Source organism: Fictibacillus nanhaiensis (assembly GCF_019801215.1).
Taxonomy (GTDB): Bacteria; Bacillota; Bacilli; order Bacillales; family Fictibacillaceae; genus Fictibacillus; species Fictibacillus nanhaiensis_C.
Genome location: NZ_JAHVJO010000001.1, coordinates 1,245,365 through 1,271,205, shown reverse-complemented (window position 1 = coordinate 1,271,205; position 25,841 = coordinate 1,245,365). Strand labels below are relative to the sequence as shown.

Here is a 25,841-nt window from a genome sequence, read left to right as displayed (position 1 = left end):
CATTTCCCATTTTGTGTTACACTATTAGTGAAGAAACAGGAGGTTTTTATGATGATGCCACTACGATTGAATGTGCAGTCAACTGCATGGGAACAAAATAAGCTTTTATTACTTCTGCCAATTGATACAAATCAGGAAATCTTAAAATGTACGGATAGTGAAAGAATGCTTGTTGATTCTGACGGTTTAGCTTTTATTTACGTGCTAGAAAACAAAGATGGTTTTGTTTACATATCCATCGGCAACAAGCACTGGGAAGATGTCAGAAAAGCGTTAAGAGATCACTCAGACGTTTTGATTCAAAATGGTACAGGGGATGAGCTTAAATTGTCTGCTTTCTCCAAGGAAATGGAATACTTGACTGAGAATATTCAAGGAAACGCAAACTATGGTCAACAAATGGAAGATGAAGTTGTTAAAATCTTCGGTAAAGAGGAAAAAGCTCAATGAATATGGACTGGGAAGCTCTTTTAATTCCATATAAGCAAGCTGTCGATGAACTTAAAATAAAGTTCAGAGGAATCCGAGAACAATTTGAAAGGTCAAATCAGCACTGTCCTATAGAATTTGTAACCGGAAGAGTGAAGCCTGTAAAGTCCATAGTGAACAAAGCCTACCAGAAAAATATTCCGGATCAAAGCTTAGAACAAGAGATCCAGGACTTAGCAGGACTTCGGATCATGTGCCAATTCACGGATGACATCTCAACGGTTATAAATTTGCTTAAACAGCGCAATGATTTTAAGATTGTTGAAGAACGGGATTACATCACACATAAAAAGCCAAGCGGCTACCGTTCCTATCACCTAGTGATTGAATATCCTGTCCAAGTGTTAAATGGTGAAAAAAAGATTTTGGTTGAAGTCCAGGTTCGTACACTTGCCATGAACTTTTGGGCAACGATCGAACATTCCATGAATTACAAATACCAGGGTCAGATTCCAGAGGATATTCGTCAGCGCCTTCAACGAGCAGCAGAAGCGGCAAATCGCCTGGATGAAGAGATGTCTCAGATTAAAGGCGAAATTCAAGAAGCACAGTTAATCTTTTTGGACCGGAATGATAAATCAAGTGAGACGAATCTAGGATCGTAAAGGATGGATGAACAATGAAATTTGCCATCATTTCTAAAGGAGACAGTAAATCCAATATACTTACCGAAAAAATTCGGGCGTATTTGGAAGAGTTCGAATTGGTTTACGAAGAGAAGGAACCTGAAATCGTTATTACGGTCGGAGGAGATGGAACGTTGCTTCATGCCTTCCATCATTATGTACACCGCATAGACGAAACCGCATTTGTTGGCGTGCACACCGGACACCTTGGTTTTTTTGCAGATTGGCTGCCAGAAGAAGTTGAGAAACTTGTTATACATATCGCGAAAACTCCATTCCAGATTGTTGAATATCCTCTTTTGGAAGTGACTGTTAGATATATCGATGGTATAGATGAAAAAAGATATTTAGCCGTAAACGAGTGTACCGTTAAAAGTGTTGAAGGATCTCTTGTAATGGATGTAGAGATAAAAGGGGAAAGATTTGAAACGTTTCGTGGAGACGGCTTATGCATCTCTACGCCATCAGGGAGTACCGCTTACAATAAAGCCTTAGGCGGCGCAATCATCCATCCTTCGCTTGCATCGATTCAACTGTCGGAGATGGCTTCGATCAACAACCGTGTGTTTCGAACGATAGGCTCTCCGCTTATTCTGCCTCAACATCACACATGTATCTTAAAGCCTGTAAACGATGTTGATTTTCATATCACTATCGATCATTTGTTTTTAGTTCAGAAAAAAGTAAAATCGATTCAATATCGAGTAGCGGAAGAAAAAATACGTTTTGCTCGTTTCCGTCCTTTCCCGTTTTGGAAAAGGGTAAAAGAATCATTTGTTGGAGAATAAGATGAACAATCCGTTTTCAATAAGTTGGAGTGTTACTGAGAGAGACGTACCGATCTTTTTAAGAGAGTTTTTGAAAAATAAACAAATATCTAAAGCAGCGCTGACCGATATTAAGTTTCACGGCGGCGCTCTTTTTGTAAATGATGAAGAAGTTACGGTAAGACGGATGCTAAATGCTGGTGACGAGGTAACGGTTCATTTTCCTAAGGAGTCTATAAGTGATTCAATGGAAGGAGAAGATATTCCGTTAAACATTGAATTTGAGGATGACCATTTTATAGTTATAAATAAGCCACCCTCTATGCCGACCATTCCATCCCTTTATCAGCCAAAAGGGTCACTTGCTGCAGGAGTTATGTTTTATTACCATAAAAAAGGAATTCCTTCAACTTTCCATGCTGTAAACCGATTAGATAAAGATACTTCAGGTATCGTTTTAGTCGCCAAACATCGGTTTGCCCATTCTCTCATGTCCAGACAGCAAAAAGAGAAGACGATTAAACGTGAATATATCGCGTTTGTACATGGAAATGTAAAGAACAAAAAGGATACAGTGAATACCCCCATCGGGAGAAATCCTGACAGCATCATCGAACGTATGATAAGAAAAGATGGACAGCCATCTGTCACACATTATGAAAAAGTAGCATATGTTTCAGCATATGATTTTTCTGTTGTTCGACTCACACTTGAAACAGGAAGAACCCATCAAATTAGAGTTCATATGGCTTCAATCGACCATCCGTTATTAGGTGATGATTTATACGGTGGAAAGCGTCAATGGATTAACCGTCAAGCGCTGCATAGTGTAAAAACAAGATTTCAACATCCGTTTTCCGAGGAACTTGTTGAAGTAGCGGTGGATCTCCCTCTCGATATGAAGAAACTTTGGAAATAAAGAAATGAAGACAATATAAAAAAGGCAGGTCCCAATGAAGGTAAACTTTTGGGACTGCCTTTTTTTAATCATCAAATGAGCGGAATTTTTCAGGAACTAACGGGAGGGAAGAGGCTACACTTACAACTTTCATTTCAGGATACCGAAGTGCACTTAAATGCCCACCAAATACACATCCCGTGTCAATGTTCCATGTGTTTTTCATATGCCTTACCTTCTTTACAGGAGTATGACCGTAAACAATCGTTAACTCTCCTTCATGTTCTTTAGCCCAGTCCCTTCGGACGGGAGATCCATCAGGGTTCGTCTCTCCAGTAATGTCTCCATAGAGGACAAACGTTTTTACTTTTTTATTTGTTTGACCAACATAATCTGCTCGTATCCCTGCATGAGCAACAATTAAGTTTCCATCATGTAGCTTAAGGTAAAGAGGCGCATTTTCATATAAAATGCAAAAATGGTCGCTCACCGTTTTTCTTGTTGTTTCGTCCAGTTCATCAAGTTCTGCAACCGTCGTTTCTAACCCATGTTTAACTTGAACATTTCGTCCTTGCAAGTATCGATAAAGCTTATTGCAATGATTGCCTGGCGTATATAAAGCTAGATCTTGTTGGACAAGCTGGTAAACGTGTTCCATCATGGTTACAGAATTCGGTCCTCTATCAGTTAGATCTCCCAAAAACACGAGTTTTCTTCCTTCTTTATGCTTTGGTAAACCGTCTACCCATTCATAACCGAGCTGCTCAACCAGTGTTTGATATTCCTTAAAACACCCATGAATGTCACCAATAATATCATATTTCATGATTTCACCTCATTCTTCATTAGGATACTTCAATCCAATAAAAAAAACACCTGAAGACTTCAGGTGTTATTCAAACATGTACTTAACTGTGCGCGATCGAACATTAAGGACAAGTCCAAACGCAATCATATAAGCAAGGATTGAACTTCCTCCATAACTGATAAATGGAAGTGGAATACCGGTAATCGGCATAACTTGAATGTTCATTCCAATATTTTGGAACACTTGAAACGTTAGCATTCCGATTACTCCGGCACAAATATAGCTGCCAAACGCTTCGTTGCTTTCAAGAGCAGTATTGATCATGCGATAAACCATAAGGAAAAATAAGGAGATGACAATACTTGTCCCTAAAAATCCGAATTCTTCACCGATAATGGAAAAGATAAAATCAGTCTGTGCTTCTGGTAAATAAACGGACCCTTCTGTAAACCCTTTCCCAAACAGCATCCCACTCCCAATGGCAAGCAATGCGTTTCGGGTGTGATATCCTGCATCTTTGTGCTCATATGGTTCAAGCCAAGCATAGAAACGATTCAGCTGATATTGATCAAGAATATGGTCAACGAAAAATTGCGGAAACGTAAAATATATCCAAACTAGGATTGCAATGAACAAAATAAAGGAAAGAATAAGGAATAGGATAATTCTCCACCTTACCCCTGATACGAGTAAGAGGCTTCCTGTAATCGCCATGAAGACAAGGCTTGTACCAAGATCTGGCTGCATGAGGACAAGTAAAGTTGGTACTCCTGCAATTAAGGCGATTTTCCCAAGCAATAATAGGTCTTCATGCATCGTTCGAATAATATACTTTTCATTATGAGTAGCTATCGTATTGGCTATGGCAATGACAAGTGATACTTTTACAAGCTCAGACGGCTGTAGAGCGAAAGGGCCGAATCTGTACCAGCTTTGTGCACCATTAATATTCGGAACAATGCTTTCAGGTGCAGCAAGAATTCCTAATAGCAAAAGAATTCCTAGACCATAAAGGTACCAGGATAATTTTCTAAACTGATCAAAATCCAAGACCATTACACCAACAACAGCTAATCCGCCAATGAAATACCAAACGAGCTGCTTAATTACGAAGTTGCTTCCATACTGATCCATCATTTGGGCACTATAAATGGCAACACAACTCGTAATAATCATGAGGAATAACAGAAATAAGAGATTATAATCAATTTGTTGCCATGGAGACTTATGATTATTTTGCATGTCGAATCGACTCCTTAAAGTAAAACAATAACATGTATTATCTTACCGAAAAACACAAGCTTTGCCTATCATTTTGAGTATAATCGTTTGACATTTCTTTTTGTACTTTATTATATTAACCAATATGAATTGGAAATTATGGAGGGTCTATGGAAGAACATGCATCTTTTACATCACTCGTATTAGTTATTTTAACAGCATTTTTAATCCCCATCTTATTAAATAAAATGAGGTTGCGTGTCATACCCGTAGTGGTCGCTGAGATCATAGCAGGAATAATTCTCGGGAAAAGTGGTTTTGACATCGTACACCCTGATGCGTGGCTTGAGATCTTATCTGTTTTAGGCTTTATATTTTTAATGTTCTTAAGCGGATTAGAAATTGATTTTAGCATTTTTGCTGGAGGAGCTAACAACAAGAAATCAAAAGATAAAAAGAAAGAACCGAATCGTATATTTGTAGCTTCCGTTATCTTTCTCTTTATTATCATCCTTTCATACTTACTCTCTTTATTGTTTGTATGGGGTGGTTTTGCAAACAGTGCATTATTTATGACGTTAATCATTTCAACGATTTCATTAGGCGTCGTTGTCCCAACATTAAAAGAAGAAAAATTGTCGCGAACCACAATTGGCCAGATTATTTTATTAGTCGCTGTTATCGCAGATTTAGTTACAATGATTCTTTTAGCATTATTTGTTTCCTTTGAATCAGGGGATTCAAACCGAATGTGGCTGCTTCTTATTTTATTCGCGGCAGGTATCATACTCTATTTTGTCGGAAAGCAGCTTCGTCACCAATCGTTCATCGATACGATGTCAAAAGGAACAGTTCAGCTCGACACAAGAGCTGTATTTACATTGATCATTGTATTAGTCGGATTGTCTGAAACGGTAGGAGCTGAGAACATCCTTGGTGCATTTTTAGCCGGAGTTCTCGTTTCGTTATTATCGCCAAACAAACAGCTAGTTCATAAACTCGATTCCTTTGGCTACGGGTTCCTTATCCCGATTTTCTTCGTAATGGTTGGGGTAGAACTGGATATTCGATCGATCTTAGCAGATCCAAAAGCATTAGCACTTATCCCGCTCTTACTTTTAGGATTGTTGATCTCGAAGTTCCTGCCGATTTTATTCTTGAAAAAATGGTATGATTGGAAAACAGTAACAGCGGCGGGCTTTTTATTAACTTCCACATTATCACTCGTGATCGCTGCTGCTAAAATTGGTGAAAGAATTGAGATTATCGATGCCAGAACGTCTTCTGCTCTCATTCTAACAGCCGTAATTAGTTCAATCATTACACCGATTTTCTTTAAAAAATTCTTCCCTAAGCAAAAGGCTGAAGAGGGTGGTAAAGAACAGTTAGTCATTGTAGGAGCGAATCAATTTACGTTGCCGTTAACATCACAGCTTGATAAAACTCGTTTCGAGCAGAGAGTCTATCATACAAAACAAGATGAAAAAGACCAAAAACAACTGGATAGCTTTAACATTCAAGAGATAAAAAATTATGATCTTATCACGTTAAAAGCAGCTAAAGTGTTTGCCACTGATGTGATCATCTGCGCGACTGGCAACGATAAAACAAATGAAGACTTGGCTTTGTTTGCGAAAGAAGAAAAAGTAGGAAGAATCATTGCCCGAATTGAAGATCCAAAAAAGCGGGATTCTCTGAAAGAGCAGGGCATAGAGGTGTATTCTGTTTATTTCTCTTCTCAAGTGCTATTAAAAGCCTTAATCGAGAATCCATCAGTTGTAGATATTTTAACAGGTCAAGAAAATAGCTTGAATGAGATCTTAGTAACAAACAGTTCATATAACAGGACAGCACTTAGAAATTTCCCATTTTTAGGAGACAGCATCATCGTTAGGATCTATAGGGGTACAGAATCGATCGTACCGCATGGGGATACGGAAATTTTATTAGGAGATAAGCTCGTTGTTACGGGAAGCAAACAGCAAATTAAACAAATGAAAGATATGTTATCGTAATTCCAAAAACGCTGGAGATCTCCAGCGTTTTTATTTTTAGCTATTTGCACATGCTACTAGTAGAAGGCTTTTTCTGAAAGGCTGTTGAGTAGCTCATCACGAGACAAGGAAGGGTCTCTTCATTTTTGTTTTTCTTGTAGGGGCACAAACAGCTTTTTCTAATTCACCGTGGCTCACAGCATGCCCGGAGCACTCTGAAACGGAAATCAATTACTTTCAAGAGCAAGAGCAAAAAAGTTGCTAACATATAATCAAAAGAAAAGGTGGATAAAATCATGGTCCCAATCGTTTATTGCCCAAAATGTGAAACACAGCATAACTTAGATAATGAGGTTCTCATCGCGCAATCGAACCAAAATGTCATCTATCGCTGTCATGCTTGCGGGTTTGAAGTGAAAAATATTCAGACAAGCAAAGGTTAACTAGTGAATTCCTCTCCCATATCTGATATACTAATTAGGACTTGGTACTAATATCAATTACTAATACATCGATCTTTATGAAACAGAACCTTTGGGAGGAGTGTTTTTATGTATCAACTATCATTAAAAGATAAAACCTTCGTAGTTATGGGAGTCGCAAACAAACGAAGCATCGCTTGGGGAATTGCTCAATCTCTTTCTAAAGCAGGTGCACGTCTAGTTTTTACATACGCGGGTGAGAGACTTGAAAAAAACGTTCGCGATCTTGCAGAATCGTTAGATCGTAATGATTCCATCGTGTTACCGTGTGATATTACAAACGACGAAGAGATTAAAAAAACGTTTGCTGAACTGAAAGAACAAGTAGGTGTCATTCATGGATTGGCACATTGTATTGCATTTGCAAATACGGAAGAGTTAAAGGGAGAATACTTGAACACAACACGTGAAGGGTTCCTTCTTGCACACAACATATCTTCTTACTCGCTCACTGCAGTGGTTAAAGAGGCACGTCCCCTCATGACAGAAGGTGGAAGTGTTGTCACCCTTACTTATCTTGGCGGTGAAAGAGTTGTATCTAACTATAATGTGATGGGTGTAGCGAAGGCTTCCTTGGATGCGAGTGTGAAATACTTGGCAAGCGATGTTGGTAAAGACGGCATTCGTGTAAATGCCATCTCTGCAGGACCAATCCGAACGCTCGCGGCAAAAGGAATCGGTGACTTTAATTCTGTATTAAAAGAGATCGAAGAAAGATCACCTTTAAGAAAAGCGAACACACAAGAAGAAGTAGGAGACGCTGCCTTATTCTTGATGAGTGACTTAGCAAGAGGAATCACGGGAGAAATCCTGCATGTTGACAGCGGTTATAATACCATTGCTCGATAAAAACATAACAAAAACCCCGAATGCTCTCGATGGGATTCGGGGTTTTTTCTGTTCTTTAGACTGTATCCTATACTCTTCAGTCTTTGGAATGTTGTTGTAGCTGTATCCTATACTCTTCAGCTACTAAAAATAAGCTCTCGCTTACATAGGGGAGTGTAAAAATTAGACTCCTCTACGACCAGGAGGTTCATTTACACAAATAACTCCGCATAAGCAACGGCAGTCAAGAACGACCGTTTGCGTATAGCCGCTTGGTCTAACACCAGTGTAGTATGATAGAACAACACAGCATGTTTCAGGATCAAAGCGAACCAACGTAAATTCAGTTCCGTAATCGCTTCCGTTCACATCTAGTGGCTCATCAGCACCCTTTGGTATTACACGAATCAATGTTGGTTCACCAAGTCTGCACAAATCAGCAGTGTTTACAAGGTCGTTCAACAATTCACACACACAGCCCTTACACTTAAGTTCTTTTTTACCGTGTGTGTTACCACAACATGAGCCATGATTAAATAGGCTACCCATTGTTTTTCCTCCTTTGAAATAGATACATGTACCTGACTTCAGTCCGAATAATCAGGTTAATACACTATATTAAAGTTGGGAGAAAAGGGACTAGGTATCAAACCAATTAATTTAAAATAGGCCAAATATTGGATATATAACTATTTTTTTATATTATGGATATTTGTCCGAACAAGAATTTACACTTTACATATTATACATTACGGCTATTTAAAGCCTGTACTATTTTAAAGGAAGTGTTAAATTTGGCAGGAATTAGTTCACAATCCTTACGTGATTACCTAGTTTCATTGTATATAAATGGAAAAGTGATTACTGAAGTATACCTTGAAAATTCTAACCAAGAACCAGGTACTCCTGATTTAACAGGAGTTACAGTCGTGGAAGTTACTGGAAACTATGTAACATTTGCTCAAGCTGGTTCTGCAGGTGCAGCTACTATGTGTGTACCATTTGAAAAGATTCTTCTAATCGAAGAATAATAAGAGGCTCCGTGCGTTTTTGCATGGAGCTATTTAATAGTTTTTAGGAGTGAGGATTTGAAAACATTCAATCTTCTTTTTATTACGAAAGACCATTCCCAACAATTAGAGAGAAGTAGTTTTTACCTTTCTAAAGAACTTTCAAAACTTGTACATCTAACATTATGGCATGAAAATGGCCATATACAGGACATATTAAACAAAATTCAGGTGAAACCTGATTTTATTTTGTTAAACGATTATAAGAGTGATTACAGACCTTTCATTAGAGGACTTGAAACCTTAACCATACCACATGGCATTATCATGCATGATTTGCACTATAAATTGCCAAGAAGAAGAAGATTAATTGAAAAAGAAAAGCCTGCTTTAATTTTTTCTCATTACCGTGATGCTTTTAAAAAATCATTTCCAAACCATGCTGATAAATTTGTTTGGTTCCCACACCATGTTCCAGAAGAACTATTCAAAGACTTTGGACTTCAAAAAGATATTCCGATGTTAATGGCAGGGGCTATGTTTCCTCATATTTATCCTTTTCGAAATATGCTTTTTAATTATTATCGAAAAGACAAAAGGTTTCACTCTATTCAACACCCTGGATATCGAAAAGTCCGTGATTCAAACAGAGGTTACGTGGTAGGAGAATCCTATGCCAGATATCTTAATCGTTCAAAAATTTTTTTTACATGTGATTCCGTATACAAATTTCCTGTATTAAAGTATTTTGAAGCATTAGCATGTCATACACTATTACTCGCACCCGGGTCTAAAGAATTATTAGATCTAGGTTTTATCGATAACATGACTTATGTTTCCATAAACCAAAATAATTTCGCTCAGAAAGCAGAACACTTTTTGGCAAACGATGCAGAGCGGAACAGAATAATTCGTAACGGTTATGCATTAATTAAACAAAGACATACAACGGCGATTAGGGCGAAGGAAATGGTAAACACGATTAGAAGGTTCTTACAAAAGTAAAATGACAAGGAGAATGGAATTGAAGAAAGTATCAATAATTATTCCTTTCTATAATTGTGAATACGTTGATAAAGCAATCGAAAGTGCGATAAAGCAAACGTACAAAAACATTGAAATCATTGTGGTCAACGATGGTTCTACAATGTACAAGGAGAAGATAATTCCATATTTAAAGAAAATAAAATACATTGAAAAAAGTAATGGGGGAACAGCGTCTGCGTTAAATGCAGGAATTCAAAATGCGACCGGTGACTATTTTTCATGGCTCAGCTCTGATGATATTTATGTTCCGGATAAAATAGAGAAGCAACTACACTTTATGCAATCAAATAAATTTTCAGTCAGTTATTCGAATTTTTTATTAATTAATGAGCGTGGGAGTATTATATCAAGTCCTTTAGGTACGGGGTTAGCAACACAGACTCAATTTTTAAAAAGAATGAGGCGTGGATGTATAATCAATGGCTGTACTGTTATGCTGGATATGCATATTTTCAAAGAGTTTGGTTTATTTGATGAAACATTGCCGTATACTCATGATTACGATTATTGGTTACGAATTCTTTCCAAGTATCACTTTCACTATTACCAAGATCCTTTAGTTAATTATCGAATTCATAACAATATGGGTACTATTAAGCACAGTGCTGAAATAAAGCTTGAAATAAGAAAAACAATTAGAAGGCATAAAGCTCAATTGAATGAACTGGTTCGAAAAGCAGTGCAAAACGGGTTATAAGAATAAAGTAAAAAAACGACAGATCAGTATAAGTTCTTTAATAAAAGAACACACTGACCTACTCGTTTTTTTTTATAATACGTATCCTAATGATCTTAGCATCTGTTTAAAATGATTCACATATAAAGTGGGATTGCAGTTCGCTTCAAGGTGGTTGAATGCATTGATCTTAAAAGCCTCTCTTTGTTGAACATTCGTTAATAATTCTTGGGCTTCTTTTACCGCCTGTTGGATATTGTTTACCGGATAAAATTTACCTGTTTGATTATGAACAATAAATGTTCGAACACCATCAGAATCAGTCGTTAAGACAGGACATCTGCAGCTTATTGCTTCTGCAATGGCATAACCGAAACCTTCCACTTTCGAAGTAGACAAAAGAAACCCACCTGAATCTCCTATCATAGAGTAATAATCTGGCATTTCAACATGCTTTACATTGGACCTTATGACTAAGCTTGAACTTAACCCAAGTTGTTGAACCATTTCTGAAAACTTATTCCGTTCTGAGGGCTTAGAAAGTGTAGCATCTTCAAACATCCAGAGTTTAATAGCAGGATTATCTTGTATAAGCTTGTGACCAATATGGAGGTAATCCGTCCAATTCTTATTCTCCTCTAATCTACCTACCCAGCCGATAATTGGACTATTGGGTTTAGGATTTTTCCGGTAAGTAAAAGATGAGGTATCCATAAGATCATGAAAACAAAAACGTGGAAGTGTTTGATAAAATCTTTCAATTAACTCCATTAGATGTGGTGTTTTTGGATATAAGATACCATTACAAGTACTTAGCACATTACTCTTTGCATCTGAAAGAATTATTTTAGCAGACTCTTTACTACCTAGTCCTTGAACTTCATAGATCATATGTCCTTTAAATCCTAACCTTCTTATACGAGGCAGAATTAAATAGTTGGAACATACAATTATACAATCATAGTTCTGTTTATTAAGTAACTGTCGAATTTCTCTATCTCTACTCATTACAAAGGTTGGAATATCGGTTATGTTCTGCATGCCTGAACCAGCTTGTAAATATAATAGATGACATTCTATCCCTTGTGCTTTAAGTGCTTTACAACGCATACGATTGAGTGTTTCTACACCGCCACTTGGAATATAGAAGGCAAACAATATTTTCATTAAATCTCTCCTCGACACAAAACAGATTAATTTATCTTATGAAAATCAAAAAATTAAGTTCATATTGAAAGCCCTATTTTGATTAATATGCATATACATATGGGTACGAGGAGGGGAAGAAATGAATTACTCAACAGATATATCTCCATTTTTTGTTAACACAATCCCCAAAAGTGGCTCACACCTGTTAAGACAGATATTACTGGGGATACCCGATATGAAGCATGATTGGGATCATCATTGGTATTTTGAAGGCTATCACTATCAGCTTGAAGAACATCAAAAACGACTCCAAACATTAAAGAATAATGAATGTGCATTTGGTCATGTGTATTTTTCAAATGAATGGTATAACATGATAAATCAACTAGCAATGTAACGTATTTTTCTATTTCGCGACCCTAGAGATGTGGTTGTTTCTTTTGTTTATTATGTAATGAATAAACTCCGAACAGATCCCTCTTATCCGTATCTATCCAATAAATGCTCTTCACAAAAAGATCGGTATCAAGCAATGATTGAAGGGTTTCAAGACGGAAATTATAGGAGACCTGGCATTACTGAATGGTATGAGCGGTTTATGAGATGGTCAAAAGATGAAGGAGCACTTGTTCTTAAGTTTGAAGATTTAGTTGGCAGCAACAGAAAGAATGAATGTGAGCGAATTATAAAGTATTTGATGCCGAACGTTAAGCTGCAATCAGATATTCTTTCTCTTATAAATGTGATGGAAGAAAATATAAAGCCTGAGAATTCGTTAACCTTCAGGCAGGGAAAAGTAGGCTGTTGGCGCGATGAATTTGATGAGGAATTAAAACGAATAACAAAAGAACTTTGTGGTCCACTGTTAATAGACTTAGGCTATGAAACTACAAATAGGTGGTTGTAAAAAAAAGCGGTAGTTAAAAGCCGCTTTTTTCTATGTAGAGGTCATTTGTCTATTGCAACTATTGAATAATTTCATAGTTTATTACATATGTACCCTTAGTTTATGACTAAGGAAGGAGAGTATCATGAAAATAGTTACAGTGTTAGGAACACGACCAGAGATTATCAGGTTAAGTTTAATTATCGAAAAGTTAGACCGTTTAGCAGATAAACACATTCTCGTCCATACTGGTCAAAACTTTACGTACACGTTAAGTGATGTGTTTTTTAAAGAAATGAACGTTCGCCTTCCTGATTATACACTTAGTGTGAAACACCCATCATTAGGTCATCAATTGTCCAATATGTTTATTGAACTTGAGAAAATATTTCTCAAAGAACGACCTGATAAAGTTTTAGTATTAGGTGATACAAACAGTGCGATGGCAGCTATTCTAGCAGAAAGGATGAACATTCCAGTCGTTCATATGGAAGCTGGCAACCGATGTTTCGATCTTCGAGTACCAGAAGAAAAGAACAGAAAAGTAATTGATAGTATTTCTACGTTTAATCTACCATACACCCCACAAAGCAAAAAAAACCTTTTGGCAGAAGGAGTACCTGTAAATCGCATTATGCTATCAGGAAATCCCATCCATGAAGTGTTAAAGGCCTATGAAGATCAGATCAGTCAAAGTGTGATCTTATCTACACTTGGTTTAACGAAAAATGAATATTTTCTTGTTACAACTCACCGTGCAGAAAATGTGGATGATCCCTTTTCCTTAAATGAAATTTTGCAAGGTCTGAATCTAGTAGCTGAAAATTATCAAAAACGTGTCATCTGCTCCATCCATCCTCGAACAAAATCTAAGATAGAGGGTATGAAAGATTTAGAGATGAACCCGCTTGTTGAATTTCTTGAGCCTTTCGGATTTTTTGATTTTGTACATTTAGAACAAAATGCCTTTTGTGTCTTAACAGATAGCGGCACTGTGCAGGAAGAATGCTGTATTTTCCATGTGCCGACCGTAACCATTAGAAATAGTACAGAAAGACCAGAGACCATTGATTGTGGGAGTAATACTGTCTCTGGTGTTAGAGCCCACCAAATTTTACAGGCTGTAAAAGTCATGGTTAATCAGACAAACCAGTGGCAGCTGCCAGCCGGATACGATGATCTTGATGTTTCAAGTAAAGTCGTAAAATTTATTTTAGGAGGAAAAAGTTTTGTTTAATAGCACGATTTTGATTACAGGTGGGACAGGTTCATGGGGACATGAGCTTGTAAAGCAGCTGTTGCAAAAGAACCCGAAAGAAATCAGGATTTTATCACGTAATGAAGCGAGCCAAGTAGCGATGCAGCGTCAATTTGACTACAATGAAAAACTGAATTTTATTATTGGTGATATACGTGATAAAGAAGCCATTTTAAAAGCGAGCAAGAATATTGATTATGTTTATCACCTGGCAGCTCTTAAACACGTTCCGATTTGTGAACACCAGCCATATGAAGCTTTAAAGACGAACATTATCGGAACACAATATGTAATTGAAGCAGCAGTTGAAAATAAAGTAAAAAAAGTAATTTATATCTCAACTGACAAATCCGCCAATCCCTCCAATTTTTATGGAATGACGAAAGCAATTGGCGAAAAGTTAATTATTCATGCCAATCTTTTAGAATCAGAAACAAAATTTGTCTGTGTAAGAGGCGGGAACGTTCTCGGTACGAACGGAAGTGTTATCCATGTTTTTAAAGATCATATTAAGAATAAAGGGCAAGTCGGAATTACGGACAAAAGGATGACGCGCTTCTTTCTAACCCTTCAAGATGCCATACAACTATTGTTCAAAGCGACTTATGAAAGCAGGGGCGGAGAAATATTTGTCATGAAAATGCCCACGTGTAAAATAACAGATCTTGCAGAGGTTTTGATCGAGGAATCAGGTAAAGAAGGAATCAAGATGGTGGAGCTTGGTATTCGCCCAGGAGAAAAATTGCACGAACTGCTTTTATCAGAATATGAAAGTACCACAACGGTATATTATGACGAAGAGTACTTTGTAATTTTGCCTACCATTGATATTAAAGGACTAAATGAATATTATACCCCTTTTAGAAAGGTAGAGCTTGAGAGTTATAGTTCAGCAGAAAATTTAATGTCAAAGGAAGAAATTCGCCAAATGCTCATTAAAGGTGGCTTTCTGGAATGATGATACTTGTTCTCGGAGGAAAAGGGATGGCCGGACATATGGTCACCTCTTATCTTAAGAAAAATACACCATACCATATCAGTCACACATCCAGAGATTGTGATGATACCGAAGGGTATTATTTAGATGTTATGGATTTGGAACGTGTTCGCGAATTAATTTTAAGCAAAAAACCTGATGTAATCATAAACTGTGCTGGAATTTTAAATGATTTCGCTGAGCGACATAAACAACAAGCCATATTAGTAAACAGTTTTATACCCCACTTTGTAGCTTCACTTCTTGATTCATACGGTGGAAAGCTCATTCATATTAGTACAGATTGCGTGTTCACTGGTGACCAAGGGAAATATACAGAAACAGCCGTCCCAGACGGAGTTACCATTTATGCTCGCACGAAAATGTTAGGTGAAGTTACCGTCGGAAGACATTTAACGTTGCGCACATCCATTGTAGGCCCTGAATTAAAAAATGGCATTGGGCTCCTTCACTGGTTCATGAATCAACAAGGAAACATTAAAGGTTTTACAAACGTGTATTGGAATGGAATCACTACTCTTGAACTAGCAAAAGCTATAGCAGCGAGTATTGAACAGGATATTACAGGCCTTTATCAATTAACATCACCAGAGATCGTTTCAAAATATGAACTATTAAAACGTTTTCAAACGGTTTTTCAAAAGGATGATGTGACGATCCATCCCTTCCAAACTCAATTTTGTGACAAATCTCTTCTAAATACGAGAACAGATTTTCAATACACAGTCCCTCCTAACTTAGAGATGATTACAGAGCTAAGGGATTGGATGAAAGCACATGAATGATAGCAGGCCTATTATACTCATAACCGGGGCAGGAGGATTTACTGGCATTCATGCATGCAACTATTTTTTTTCCAAAAACTATAGAGTGATAGGTACCTATCGTAATGCAACAAAAGAATCAATGGGAATGTGGGAGAAGAGAGAGGTCAATCTAACCTGTTATTCTTCTGTTGCCAACTTAATAAGAGAAATTCAGCCACATTATGTGCTCCATTTAGCAGGAAGTAATTCGGTGGGTGATTCGTGGAAATATCCTTCTGACTACTTTCAGTCAAATGTTTACAATACATTGAACGTTTTAGAAGCGATAAGAACTACATCACCTCAAACCAAGATTGTCATCGTTAGTTCACTTCTTCAATTCTCTCCAACAAACAATGAACACCCAAATCATCCTTATGGAGTTACGAAAATGTTTCAACAATTACTAGCTAAATATTGGGAATCCCTTTTTTCAATGAACATTGTGATAGCAAAGCCCTCAAATTTAATTGGACCTGGAACGTCAAATGGCATATGTACAGTATTAATAAAAAAGATCATAGCAATGGAAAAGATCAAAGATATTAATCCGGTAATAGAGGTGTCACATCTGCAGAATACTCGTGATTTTCTTGATGTAAGGGATGTTGTTAAAGCGTATGAAGTGTTGTTGTTGCATGGGAAATCAAGTGAAGAGTATGAAATTGCTTCAGGTATTCCTCGAACTCTAGAGCAGCTCCTTTCTATCATCAAATCCCAAACATCAATAGACTTTAAAACGAAACAAGAAAAAGACACAAAGCCAGATATTTATTTATCAAATGATCTATCAAAGATTAAATCTCTCAACTGGGTACCTTTGATTCCCATTGAAGAATCCATTCAAGATATTTTTAAAGATATTAGAGATGAACATGCTAAAAGGAAGTTAACTCCATGAAAATTACGTTTTCAATAATTACCCTCTGTAAAGGGGGCGCTCAAAGAATGCTTGCTGAGTTAATCAATCATTTAACTCGGATGGGCCATGATGTGAAAATTGTTATGCCTTCTTTTGGTTTAGTGGAGTACACAATTCTCGCCAACATTATACGTGTTCCAAATTCAGTGCCAAAGGCAAGTGATTTTCCGGTTTCTGACATACTTGTCTCTAACTATTATACGACTGTGCCTGAAGTGGAGGCTGCAAGCCGTGCAGGAAAAGGTAAGCATGTGCGCTTAAGCTTATGCTATGAACCTACTTTTTTGCCAGAAAACAATGTTTCCTTCAGAAGTTATCATCTTACCCCTCATGTTTTTGTACTATCAAAATGGCAGCAAGACATCATCTTACTTAATCATGGAATTAAAGGAAGTATCATACCTGTAGGAGTCTCTTCAGCATTTAAGCCATTGGGCATAAGAAAAGGGAATGGTCTCAATATTTCAGCCGTGATGAGAAAAACGGAAGATGGTTATTCCTCTCATCGAGAACAGGATTTTTTAGTAGACCAATTATATCAAGTAAAGGTTGCTAATCCTTCAGTAAAAATAAATTTTATTACACCTCCGAATGAGTTTCACACTTCTGATTCACTTCAAAAACTTAAACTAGCTCCTTGGGTAAACTTTTATACACCTGCAGATGATATTGAATTGAACTATCACTTAAACCAGACAGATATTTTTGTGAATTCTTCAACGTATGACAGTGCGTCTCTACCGAGTCTTGAAGCGATGAAAACGGGTGCAGCAGTCGTAACAACCTATGCTGGAGGAAACACAGATTATGGTAAGCATGGAGTGAACTGTTTAATGTCTTATCGGTATGAAGAGAAATTGAGTAAGCAGGTAACTGAACTGATTCAGAATCAAACTTTGCGAAATAGAATTGCAGCAGCAGGGATGCAAGAAGCGCAAAAATGGACATGGGAAAGAAGTTCGAGACTTTTCCATCAAGCTCTTCTTAAACTATTATCTTCATAGATTGGGTGAACTTATGAAAGAAACGAGTAAAAATGAACAGAAACAAAACACCATCGAAATGGATGAAATGGCCCTTACGGATCTGTACATGATTCATATAGGTGCGTACCATCCTCTCGACGGTTTTATGACGAAAGAAGATTATAGAAGTTGTTTAACACACATGCGATTAAAGGATGGACATATTTGGAGTTTGCCCATCGTTCTGCCTGCATCGAAAGAGGAAACGGTAAGGCTGGAAATCGGTGAAACAGCTCTGCTTTTATATAGAAATGACATCTATGGTGAAATAGATATTGAGGAAATTTATGAAGTGGATCGAACAAAGGAAGTTAAAGCCGTTTATTTAACAGATGATACAATCCATCCAGGAGTAAAAGCTGCGTATGGAAGAAAAGCGTTTTATGTTGCTGGCAAAATTCGGATGACTAAAGAAATGGCTTTTCCTTTCAGTCAATATCCCCATACACCAAGTGATACGAAAGCCTATTTTACTGAGAAGAGCTGGAAAACGATCGTAGGCTTTCAAACACGTAATCCCATTCACAGAGCTCATGAATATCTTCAAAAATGCGCATTAGAAACGACTGATGGACTGTTCATACACCCGTTGGTCGGAAAAACAAAATCGGATGACATTCCAGCTGATGTAAGAATGGCCAGTTATGAGAAGCTGTTAACTAACTATTATCCGCAAGATCGTGTTTTGCTCGGTGTTTTTCCTGCCAGCATGAGATATGCAGGACCACGAGAAGCTATTTTTCATGCACTTGTAAGAAGAAATTATGGATGTACACATTTCGTGGTAGGAAGAGATCATGCAGGGGTGGGAGATTATTACGGCACATATGATGCACAACGCATTTTTGACCAGTTTACTCCAGAAGAATTAGGGATTACCCCTCTGTTTTTTGAACATAGCTTCTATTGTAAAGAATGTCAGCAAGTAGCCTCCTATAAAACCTGTCCTCATGACTCAGCCTCTCATCTTATTTTTTCCGGCACAAAAGTAAGAGAGTTACTGCGCCAAGGAATTACCCCTCCAGAGGAGTTCACTCGAAAAGAAGTCGCCGAGATATTAATTAACGGTATGAAACATGATGAAGAAAGAGGGACATAGATTATGAGTGACAACATTTTTTGGCATCAGACACATATAACTAAAACAGATCGTCAAAAAAAACATGGTCATAAAAGTGCTGTATTTTGGTTCACAGGTTTATCAGGTTCAGGCAAGTCTACATTAGCCAATCAATTGGAAAAAGAACTATTTGCATTAAATTATTCAACCTATTTGTTAGACGGAGATAACATTCGTCATGGTTTGAATAAAGATCTTCATTTTTCAAATGCGGATCGAGTAGAAAATATCAGAAGGATCGGTGAAGTGTCAAAGCTTTTTGTAGATGCTGGAATAGTTGTCCTTTCAGCATTTGTATCCCCCTTTGAAGCGGACAGGAATATCGTAAGAAGCTTGTTTTCTGATTCGGAATTTTACGAGATTTATGTAGAATGTCCGGTGGAAGAATGTGAGAAAAGAGATCCGAAAGGTCTATACAAAAAGGCTCGTGAAGGAAAAATTAAAGAATTTACGGGTATTCAATCTCCATACGAAATTCCTGAAAATCCTGATTTGCTTATTAATACCCAGCAAAATAACTTAGAGCAATGCACTGAACTATTAAAAAACTTTATTCAAGAAAAGCTAAAGGATTGAGATCCATGACATTACGAAAAACACCGCTTGTGTCGATCCTTATTCCCTTTTACAACTGTCCCTTTATTCACTTAGCCATTGAAAGTGCCTTAAATCAAACCTACCCTCATGTTGAAATTATAGTCATAGATGATGGCTCTACAATAAACGCCCATTTAATAGATGCCTATCGTTCTAAAATCAAATGCATCAAACAGGAAAACAATGGGGTTTCAGGAGCGTTAAACACAGGGTTAAGAAATGCTGCAGGTGAGTACATTGCATGGCTGAGTTCTGATGACTTATTTGATGAACACAAGATTAATAAGCAGCTGGAGTTCATGCTTACTAGAAATAGTGTTATAAGTTTTACCAACTTCAACTTGATCAACAGTGAAAATAAGATCACCAAATCGAATGTAGGATATCCTTTTAAAGATGAGTGGGACGTTGCAAAAACGATGTTAGTTTCTAACCCGATTAATGGATGTACAGTCTTAATGAAGAAAAGTGTTATTGGAGACGTAGGCTGGTTTGACGAGAATTTGCTATATGCTCAGGATTATGAATATTGGATAAGATGCAGGCTTCGCTATTCCATAGATTATTATCATTGTACGCTAACCAATTACCGAGTACACAACAGCATGGGATCGATTGTTTACAAAGAAAAGCAAATGAAAGAGTTTCATCAAGTGAGATCAAAGTATACAAATGCTATTAATGCATTGATTAACGAACGAAATAATTAAGGAGGTGGAATTTTGAAAAAAAAGACGTATGGACCTTTTCAAAATAAGAAGAAGAAAATAAGTGTTATTCTGCCTACTTATAACAAAGGAATTGAACTGCTTTTAACCTTATACTCTTTGAACAATCAAACGTTTCCAAAATCAGATTACGAGGTTATTGTCGTGGATGATGGTTCTGTTGATGGTACAAACATGATGATCAATAATCATACTTTTCAGTTTTGTCTGCATTATATAGAAAGCGAACAAAATATTGGAAGATCGAAAATAAGAAATTTAGGTATAGAGCATGCAACAGGAGATATCATTATTTTTTTAGACGCCGAAATTCTGGTGAATCCTGATTTTGTTTTTCAGCATTATGTAAAACAGATTGAAAAGGATAAAAGAGTAGTATCAGGAAGTATGGTCTTAAGTGGTATTTATACGATCTATCATCCAGAATTCAATCAAAAACAACTTGATTCCTTTCATGCACTCATTCAAACCTATCCAAATAGTGCTATACAAACTTGGATAAAACATAAAGGGGTAAAACCTGCTCAATTAATAAAGTCTGATCAAATTATCGATCAGTCCTTTAAAAAACTAACTTTTCCGAAACCGCATGTAGCCATCTATAGAGAGAAGCTGTTTGATGTATTCGGTAATGAATTAAAAGGCTTTCATTTTCCATGGCTGCTTTTTTGTACCGGCAATGTATCGATTAAAAGAGAAGCTTTTGATAAATATGGGTTATTTGATGAAGCGTTTTCCGGTTATGGATGGGAAGATATTGAATTAGGGTATCGCTTATATAAAAAGGGATATACTTTTTTGAATCATGAGCCTTTAGTTGCCTATCACCAAGAACACCCTGTTCAAGAGTCAAATGGACAGCAAGCTGTACAAAATTTTTTGAGAGTGTTTAGAAAATACCATGAACTGCAACTACGTGTTTTTATATTACATTATCTCGAAATTGATACGGTGAATGTCCATCATATCTATCATTCTTTTCTAAAAGTTATTGAGCGTTTCCCGGGAAGCTACAAAGAAGTGAAAACGGCTTTTCCTCATGCAATAAATCAATTAGCAGTAAACATCCAATCCAACAAACAGCATCCTTTGTTAACAGGCTATCCTGGAAAAAAAGATGTGGTATTAAAACAACTAGAAGAACTAACTTTAATCAAAGACACTTCTGTATTTGCAAAAAATTTTAAAAACATTCTTAACACCTAGTCGTAGAGAATGAAAAAAAGCCGCTAAACGCAGCTTTTTTTTATATGGATTTTTTTTTCGGTTTCCAAGTTACTTTTCCACAAGAACCGCAGCCTTTTTTGACCGGAGGGGTTAAGAGAGTATCGTTTTTTGCGGCAACTTTGGATTTATTCGCTTTAATTTCTGCATAAAGCTTTTGAAGGTCATCCTTATTCACGTTTTTCATCTCTCCTCTTTCTAAATATACTGGATGCATTGTCAGTATATTCTCGAGTCATGGACGGGGTGTTTTGATTTGTTTGAAATGGACGGATGACGGAAGTATCTTTTTTCCTTGAAGGGTTGGTGTTAAATGGTTGGATAGGCTTTTCTTGATGAGAGCTTGATTTAAATGGATTAATGGCTTGAGCATTTTTTTTCAAGACATGACCTTGTTCATAGGTTTTGGGTACTTTACTCGTTATTAAGGATCCTTTTGCAGAAAAGGGTCTAATTTGCGGTACAGCTATCTTTTCTCCAGAGGGTTTTTGTAGACTAGAATCGGTAAATGAATCTTCTTCCTCTACATAATTAACAATCACTTCTTTTTTGATATTTTCATTTTTTGGTTTGATGGTTGTTTGTGGACTTTTTTCAACATATTGCTCGTTTTTGAGATTTGGAAGCTGCTTTGCAGCAAAAATAGGATTCACCTGAGTGAGCACTTTTTCAGCACATGAAATAAATATTGTTTCTGAGATAGATGTAAGAGATTCAAACGAAAAACGTAAAAAGGATTGAATGACAAGATAGCTGATCCATTCAGCAATTTGTTTTTCATAAGAAGGCTGAACGGCTAAAAATAGTGGACCATCCTTTCTTTTTAATGTAATGCCTTTGTGGATCGCTGATTGTACAGGAAAACGAACAGATGTAGCCGGATTCAAGTAATAAAGCTGTTTATCAGGTGTATTCAATGCAAGTGGCATCGGGTGATTTTCATAAAAATCTACATAAAAACGTTGGTCGCATTTTACTTGATCATTCGATGTAATGGAAATACCAGTATGCTGTAAAAGTTGATCGAGCTCTTTTACTTTTTGTTGTGTTAAGCCTTGAATTCCTATCATAAAAGTGGAGAGAGCACCTGTAATTTCTTCACCTGCTTCAGACATCTGCAATCCCCAATAAGGCAATAGAAGACAAAGAGCTTCATATTCTGATGGTGTTAAGTCGCACACTTTTTCATTGTTGTACCAAACAGTTCTCATAATTGTTCCTCCTTAAGCTCTTTCCTATAAAAATAGGCTTTCGTTCTTGTGTCATAACCCACTCTATTCCCATAGTATGTATGGAATCTTCAGATCATGATGAGGAAAGGAAGGGAAACAATGGGAAACAATCATAAACACTTGCAGGATGAGTGTATCCGCGTCCAGAAAGTTTACGACTGGGTGACTGATACATTAAACGTAAGAAAAACAGTTTCTTTTACTCCTGAACAAATCGCTGCAATTGAAGAAGCGCTGGATGATCCTTCTCGTCGCCCGTTAAGGATGGTATCAAAAGTACCTAAAACACCACCAGCATTCCCGCTTTCAAACGAAACGAATGAAAATTGCAGTGAACATTATCTTTGTGAACAGGTAGGTGAAAAGAGAGATGTAACTGTCGCTATTAACGGAGGATTTGCTGATGCTCAGCTTGTCGAACTCTTGTTTACAACAGATATTAAAGTTCAGGTTGTAGACCGTAATGGAGTGGTAGTATGTGAAATGATGGTTAACGCTTCTGTTTTTGAGTCATTTTGCCTTTGCTACCCAGATGGAACAGACCTGTATTGCAGAATCACAAAGATCTTTGCTCGTATTCCATCAGGAACAGTTATGTTAAACAGTCCTTCACCAACTTCTTTTGTTGTGGACATCACGTTCTGCATCGATATCCAAGTAGAAGCAGAAGTAAAGCTTGAGGTTATGGCTAAATACTGTTCTCCACGTGAGAATGACTTAGTCGCACCAGAGAACGATGGTGAATATTGTCCGCCTATCACTTTCCCTCAGCAATGCCCTGACATTTATCCCAGGCCAGGATGTCTGTGTAAAGCATCTGGAGAGGCAAGCGGATTAACAGGCGAGGGTGCAACGGAAAGCGGGCGTGCAACTGTTTTAGTTGATATTTGCCCAAACTATCAAATGGCAAATAGCTCATTCCGATTAAGCTTTAACGACTCAGACACTTCAAACGGTCAAACCGATTTCAACTACACAGCAACCGAATTTACCCAAGACACACAATGCTGTGATGGTTATGAGGATGGCTGGAAAATGACGATCTCCGGTAGAGGACATATGGATTCAACTGGAGAGAAGTATCAATTCAACCTGGCTCTTGTTCAAACAAGTGACGGTAATCTATTCGAAGCTGAACTGATTAATGCCAGGGGTGAAAGAGTATTCACAACAGGTAAAGTATGTGCTGATGAAGGCAAAATCTCAGTAGATAACTGCTTGCAGCACCACTAAAAATGATCTGAAGAATAAAGAACCGCTGGTACACAAAATACCAGTTGGTTCTTTTTTGTTCTCGAAAAAAGAGTGAACGATTAGATGAGCGTTACATACAATAAAATAAGAGCCTATTTTTTGCAGGGGGGAAGATGAATGGGTACAAAAGATAAACTAAGCTATGAGCGGCTCATATCGAGGGTAGAGTATTACAAGGAAAAAGCGCTTGATCTTGAAAAAAAACTCGTGTTTGCAGAAGAAACGATCGAACGGTTAGAGAGTGAAACCAATACAAATGATTCACTAGCAGTGATCGAAGAAAAGGAAAAGGAACTCATTCAATTGCGCTCACAAGTGGGTGACCTCACTAATAAGATAAATCGGTTTCAAGAACATGAGATGGAAAAAAGAATGAAAAGCTACGAAGAACTCCTCAGTACTATCCAGGAAGAATTAAACGATAAAGACCAGCAGATCGACTTATATCAGCAAAGAATAAAAAGTATGGAAAAACGATTGAACATTAACCGTTCGCCTGAACCTGTTTTTGACGAATCAGAGCCTGAAGCAGAAAACATGAAACCAAGGAACAAAGAAAAACTAAATTGCATGAGCTATTTTGATTACTCCGTGATTTTCACGAAAGATAACAAAGGTTTTGTAAAGGGCTCATTTTATTTGGAAAACACCGGAACTCAAATATTAGAGAACCCGTATGTTTGTTTTCGATTTCACCCAGCAGAGGCATCCGCACTAAAGGGGAAAATTATATCTTTAATGGCATCACCGTCACAAGATGAGATGTCACAGTCTATATGGATGTACATGGATAACGAATGGGCTACAAAAGCAAAAGATAGAGGTGAAATCTGGATTTGTCCACTTCGGGAAACGAAGTTTAAAAGTGGTGACCGGTTATCTCTGGACGACTTTCAAATCCCTGTTAGAAGCAAAATTGATGAGAACATCACAGTCGAAGCTTTTGTATATTTTCATAAGCAAAATTTTAGAGTTAAAGCAGTAAATCATATTGCTATTAATTTTTAGTGAGACAGCCTATAACCAACTCGTAAGAAACGCATAAGATGTACTATACGAGGAGGTTGAAACATGGAAGATTGTTTTTTTCATAAAAAGAAGAAAAAGAAGAAGTGTAAGAAGAAGTACAAGAAGATTAAGGCGCATAAAGTAATCATCAAAGCAAACAAAGTGATCGTTAAGGAAGATAAACACCATAGCGAATCTTCTAGCTCTTGCAAACATGAATCTAGCCATAAAAAGCACGATTCTTCTTCTAAACATCACTCTAGCCATAAGAAGCATGAGTCTTCTTCTAGCTCTAGTTCAAGTTCTAGCTCAAGCTCAAGCTCAAGTTCTAGCTCAAGCTCTAATTCGGGCTTATACGACCCTTGGCTGTAAGCAATTAACATGTTTTTTGAGCACTCTTATAGAAGAGTGCTCTTTCTTAATTTGAATGCATATTTATAAAGGAAAACGGGAAAGAAATAGGGAATAGTTATAAAAGGAGATGAGCATATGGGTTATATTTTGCCGTATATTCCAATTCAAAGAATGCAATATGCCAGCCGTATGGAAAAACCAGAGCAAGGGCTCCCGGTCATTTCTAATGTTTCTCCCATTCAAAATAACGATGTTCATACACCATTACATCAGAAGAAAAATGAATTATTACACGAGAAAAAGACTTTCCACCAAGTGTTGAGTGAAATAGAAGGAAAAGGATTGATTATTAACGAAACCATTTAATAGGTTTCTTTTTTTTTTTATCAATGTCATTAGGGATACAGAGTTTAATAACTTCTTACAAGAGGAGTG

31 protein-coding genes are annotated in these 25,841 nt (G+C 37.1%); 24 read left to right on the top strand and 7 right to left on the bottom strand.

Going from position 1 to position 25,841, the window contains the following annotated elements; genetic code table 11:
- The first annotated feature begins 51 nt into the window (after positions 1 to 51).
- The 4 genes from KUV80_RS06590 to KUV80_RS06575 are packed head-to-tail and all read left to right on the top strand — an operon-like array spanning position 52 to position 2,801.
- Positions 52 to 450 carry a hypothetical protein gene (locus KUV80_RS06590; RefSeq protein ID WP_222461854.1) on the top strand — a complete coding sequence of 133 codons (399 nt, stop codon included), beginning with the start codon at positions 52 to 54 and terminating at the stop codon, positions 448 to 450.
- A gap of 2 nt (positions 451 to 452) precedes the next feature.
- Positions 453 to 1,094, top strand: coding sequence for a GTP pyrophosphokinase (locus KUV80_RS06585; protein WP_222462275.1), 642 nt, complete (start codon positions 453 to 455; stop codon positions 1,092 to 1,094).
- Positions 1,095 to 1,108: 14 nt separating this feature from the next.
- Positions 1,109 to 1,903, top strand: a complete 795-nt coding sequence (locus KUV80_RS06580) for an NAD kinase (RefSeq protein ID WP_222461853.1) — start codon at positions 1,109 to 1,111, stop codon at positions 1,901 to 1,903.
- A 1-nt stretch (position 1,904) separates the two neighbouring features.
- The gene (locus KUV80_RS06575; protein ID WP_222461852.1) at positions 1,905 to 2,801 is read left to right on the top strand and encodes an RluA family pseudouridine synthase; all 897 of its coding nucleotides are present in this window, start codon (positions 1,905 to 1,907) and stop codon (positions 2,799 to 2,801) included.
- Between the two features lie 64 nt (positions 2,802 to 2,865).
- On the opposite strand, the gene prpE is transcribed toward KUV80_RS06575, so the two are convergent.
- A complete protein-coding gene (prpE, locus tag KUV80_RS06570) occupies positions 2,866 to 3,606 on the bottom strand; it encodes a bis(5'-nucleosyl)-tetraphosphatase PrpE (RefSeq protein WP_222461851.1) in 741 nt (246 codons plus the stop codon).
- 66 nt (positions 3,607 to 3,672) lie between these two features.
- Positions 3,673 to 4,830, bottom strand: coding sequence for an FtsW/RodA/SpoVE family cell cycle protein (locus KUV80_RS06565; protein ID WP_222461850.1), 1,158 nt, complete (start codon positions 4,828 to 4,830; stop codon positions 3,673 to 3,675).
- A 149-nt stretch (positions 4,831 to 4,979) separates the two neighbouring features.
- On the opposite strand from KUV80_RS06565, the gene KUV80_RS06560 reads away from it, so the two are divergent.
- The 3 genes from KUV80_RS06560 (at position 4,980) to fabI (ending at position 8,134) form a co-directional block, all read left to right on the top strand.
- Positions 4,980 to 6,824, top strand: coding sequence for a monovalent cation:proton antiporter family protein (locus KUV80_RS06560; protein WP_222461849.1), 1,845 nt, complete (start codon positions 4,980 to 4,982; stop codon positions 6,822 to 6,824).
- A gap of 275 nt (positions 6,825 to 7,099) precedes the next feature.
- On the top strand, positions 7,100 to 7,246 hold the full coding sequence (locus tag KUV80_RS06555) for a hypothetical protein (RefSeq protein WP_222461848.1): 147 nt from the start codon (positions 7,100 to 7,102) through the stop codon (positions 7,244 to 7,246).
- A gap of 108 nt (positions 7,247 to 7,354) precedes the next feature.
- Positions 7,355 to 8,134, top strand: a complete 780-nt coding sequence (gene fabI, locus KUV80_RS06550) for an enoyl-ACP reductase FabI (protein WP_222461847.1) — start codon at positions 7,355 to 7,357, stop codon at positions 8,132 to 8,134.
- A gap of 162 nt (positions 8,135 to 8,296) precedes the next feature.
- Here the strand turns inward: fabI and KUV80_RS06545 are convergent, their stop codons facing one another.
- Positions 8,297 to 8,662, bottom strand: coding sequence for a hypothetical protein (locus tag KUV80_RS06545; RefSeq protein ID WP_222461846.1), 366 nt, complete (start codon positions 8,660 to 8,662; stop codon positions 8,297 to 8,299).
- 245 nt (positions 8,663 to 8,907) lie between these two features.
- Between KUV80_RS06545 and KUV80_RS06540 the strand changes: the two genes are divergently transcribed.
- The 3 genes from KUV80_RS06540 to KUV80_RS06530 are packed head-to-tail and all read left to right on the top strand — an operon-like array spanning position 8,908 to position 10,867.
- The gene (locus KUV80_RS06540; RefSeq protein ID WP_222461845.1) at positions 8,908 to 9,144 is read left to right on the top strand and encodes a hypothetical protein; all 237 of its coding nucleotides are present in this window, start codon (positions 8,908 to 8,910) and stop codon (positions 9,142 to 9,144) included.
- A gap of 57 nt (positions 9,145 to 9,201) precedes the next feature.
- On the top strand, positions 9,202 to 10,128 hold the full coding sequence (locus KUV80_RS06535) for a glycosyltransferase (RefSeq protein WP_222461844.1): 927 nt from the start codon (positions 9,202 to 9,204) through the stop codon (positions 10,126 to 10,128).
- Between the two features lie 13 nt (positions 10,129 to 10,141).
- Complete coding sequence (locus KUV80_RS06530; protein WP_222461843.1) at positions 10,142 to 10,867, top strand: glycosyltransferase family A protein; 726 nt, start codon at positions 10,142 to 10,144, stop codon at positions 10,865 to 10,867.
- A gap of 72 nt (positions 10,868 to 10,939) precedes the next feature.
- On the opposite strand, the gene KUV80_RS06525 is transcribed toward KUV80_RS06530, so the two are convergent.
- Positions 10,940 to 12,013 (bottom strand): glycosyltransferase family 4 protein, encoded by a 1,074-nt coding sequence (locus KUV80_RS06525; RefSeq protein WP_222461842.1) that lies wholly within the window; start codon positions 12,011 to 12,013, stop codon positions 10,940 to 10,942.
- Positions 12,014 to 12,134: 121 nt separating this feature from the next.
- Between KUV80_RS06525 and KUV80_RS06520 the strand changes: the two genes are divergently transcribed.
- The 11 genes from KUV80_RS06520 (at position 12,135) to KUV80_RS06470 (ending at position 21,540) form a co-directional block, all read left to right on the top strand.
- On the top strand, positions 12,135 to 12,392 hold the full coding sequence (locus tag KUV80_RS06520; RefSeq protein WP_222461841.1) for a hypothetical protein: 258 nt from the start codon (positions 12,135 to 12,137) through the stop codon (positions 12,390 to 12,392).
- Between the two features lie 3 nt (positions 12,393 to 12,395).
- The gene (locus KUV80_RS06515; protein WP_338083480.1) at positions 12,396 to 12,902 is read left to right on the top strand and encodes a sulfotransferase domain-containing protein; all 507 of its coding nucleotides are present in this window, start codon (positions 12,396 to 12,398) and stop codon (positions 12,900 to 12,902) included.
- 124 nt (positions 12,903 to 13,026) lie between these two features.
- Positions 13,027 to 14,118: a non-hydrolyzing UDP-N-acetylglucosamine 2-epimerase gene (wecB, locus tag KUV80_RS06510; protein ID WP_222461839.1), complete on the top strand. Its 1,092-nt coding sequence runs from the start codon at positions 13,027 to 13,029 to the stop codon at positions 14,116 to 14,118.
- Positions 14,111 to 15,097, top strand: a complete 987-nt coding sequence (locus KUV80_RS06505) for a polysaccharide biosynthesis protein (RefSeq protein ID WP_222461838.1) — start codon at positions 14,111 to 14,113, stop codon at positions 15,095 to 15,097. Before wecB ends, KUV80_RS06505 begins: the two co-directional genes overlap by 8 nt.
- Positions 15,094 to 15,921, top strand: coding sequence for a dTDP-4-dehydrorhamnose reductase family protein (locus KUV80_RS06500; protein WP_222461837.1), 828 nt, complete (start codon positions 15,094 to 15,096; stop codon positions 15,919 to 15,921). The genes KUV80_RS06505 and KUV80_RS06500 overlap by 4 nt, the downstream gene beginning before the upstream one ends.
- Positions 15,914 to 16,843 (top strand): NAD-dependent epimerase/dehydratase family protein, encoded by a 930-nt coding sequence (locus KUV80_RS06495; protein WP_222461836.1) that lies wholly within the window; start codon positions 15,914 to 15,916, stop codon positions 16,841 to 16,843. The genes KUV80_RS06500 and KUV80_RS06495 overlap by 8 nt, the downstream gene beginning before the upstream one ends.
- Before the next feature lie 47 nt (positions 16,844 to 16,890).
- The gene (locus KUV80_RS06490; RefSeq protein WP_222461835.1) at positions 16,891 to 17,868 is read left to right on the top strand and encodes a glycosyltransferase family 4 protein; all 978 of its coding nucleotides are present in this window, start codon (positions 16,891 to 16,893) and stop codon (positions 17,866 to 17,868) included.
- Positions 17,869 to 17,881: 13 nt separating this feature from the next.
- Positions 17,882 to 18,988 (top strand): sulfate adenylyltransferase, encoded by a 1,107-nt coding sequence (sat, locus tag KUV80_RS06485; protein WP_222461834.1) that lies wholly within the window; start codon positions 17,882 to 17,884, stop codon positions 18,986 to 18,988.
- Between the two features lie 3 nt (positions 18,989 to 18,991).
- Entirely contained in the window at positions 18,992 to 19,585 is a 594-nt protein-coding gene (cysC, locus tag KUV80_RS06480; protein WP_222461833.1) for an adenylyl-sulfate kinase, read from the top strand.
- A 5-nt stretch (positions 19,586 to 19,590) separates the two neighbouring features.
- Positions 19,591 to 20,316: a glycosyltransferase gene (locus KUV80_RS06475; RefSeq protein ID WP_222461832.1), complete on the top strand. Its 726-nt coding sequence runs from the start codon at positions 19,591 to 19,593 to the stop codon at positions 20,314 to 20,316.
- Positions 20,317 to 20,328: 12 nt separating this feature from the next.
- Positions 20,329 to 21,540 carry a glycosyltransferase family 2 protein gene (locus KUV80_RS06470; protein ID WP_222461831.1) on the top strand — a complete coding sequence of 404 codons (1,212 nt, stop codon included), beginning with the start codon at positions 20,329 to 20,331 and terminating at the stop codon, positions 21,538 to 21,540.
- A gap of 40 nt (positions 21,541 to 21,580) precedes the next feature.
- On the opposite strand, the gene KUV80_RS06465 is transcribed toward KUV80_RS06470, so the two are convergent.
- The gene (locus tag KUV80_RS06465) at positions 21,581 to 21,736 is read right to left on the bottom strand and encodes a hypothetical protein (RefSeq protein ID WP_222461830.1); all 156 of its coding nucleotides are present in this window, start codon (positions 21,734 to 21,736) and stop codon (positions 21,581 to 21,583) included.
- Positions 21,729 to 22,769, bottom strand: coding sequence for a hypothetical protein (locus KUV80_RS06460; protein ID WP_222461829.1), 1,041 nt, complete (start codon positions 22,767 to 22,769; stop codon positions 21,729 to 21,731). Before KUV80_RS06460 ends, KUV80_RS06465 begins: the two co-directional genes overlap by 8 nt.
- Positions 22,770 to 22,889: 120 nt before the next feature.
- Between KUV80_RS06460 and KUV80_RS06455 the strand changes: the two genes are divergently transcribed.
- Positions 22,890 to 24,023, top strand: coding sequence for a hypothetical protein (locus KUV80_RS06455; protein WP_222461828.1), 1,134 nt, complete (start codon positions 22,890 to 22,892; stop codon positions 24,021 to 24,023).
- Between the two features lie 138 nt (positions 24,024 to 24,161).
- Positions 24,162 to 25,052 (top strand): hypothetical protein, encoded by an 891-nt coding sequence (locus tag KUV80_RS06450; protein WP_222461827.1) that lies wholly within the window; start codon positions 24,162 to 24,164, stop codon positions 25,050 to 25,052.
- A gap of 254 nt (positions 25,053 to 25,306) precedes the next feature.
- Here KUV80_RS06450 and KUV80_RS18710 read toward each other — a convergent pair whose 3' ends face one another.
- Positions 25,307 to 25,435, bottom strand: coding sequence for a hypothetical protein (locus KUV80_RS18710; protein WP_276516596.1), 129 nt, complete (start codon positions 25,433 to 25,435; stop codon positions 25,307 to 25,309).
- Between the two features lie 106 nt (positions 25,436 to 25,541).
- Between KUV80_RS18710 and KUV80_RS06445 the strand changes: the two genes are divergently transcribed.
- Complete coding sequence (locus KUV80_RS06445) at positions 25,542 to 25,772, top strand: hypothetical protein (protein ID WP_222461826.1); 231 nt, start codon at positions 25,542 to 25,544, stop codon at positions 25,770 to 25,772.
- Positions 25,773 to 25,841: the final 69 nt, after the last annotated feature.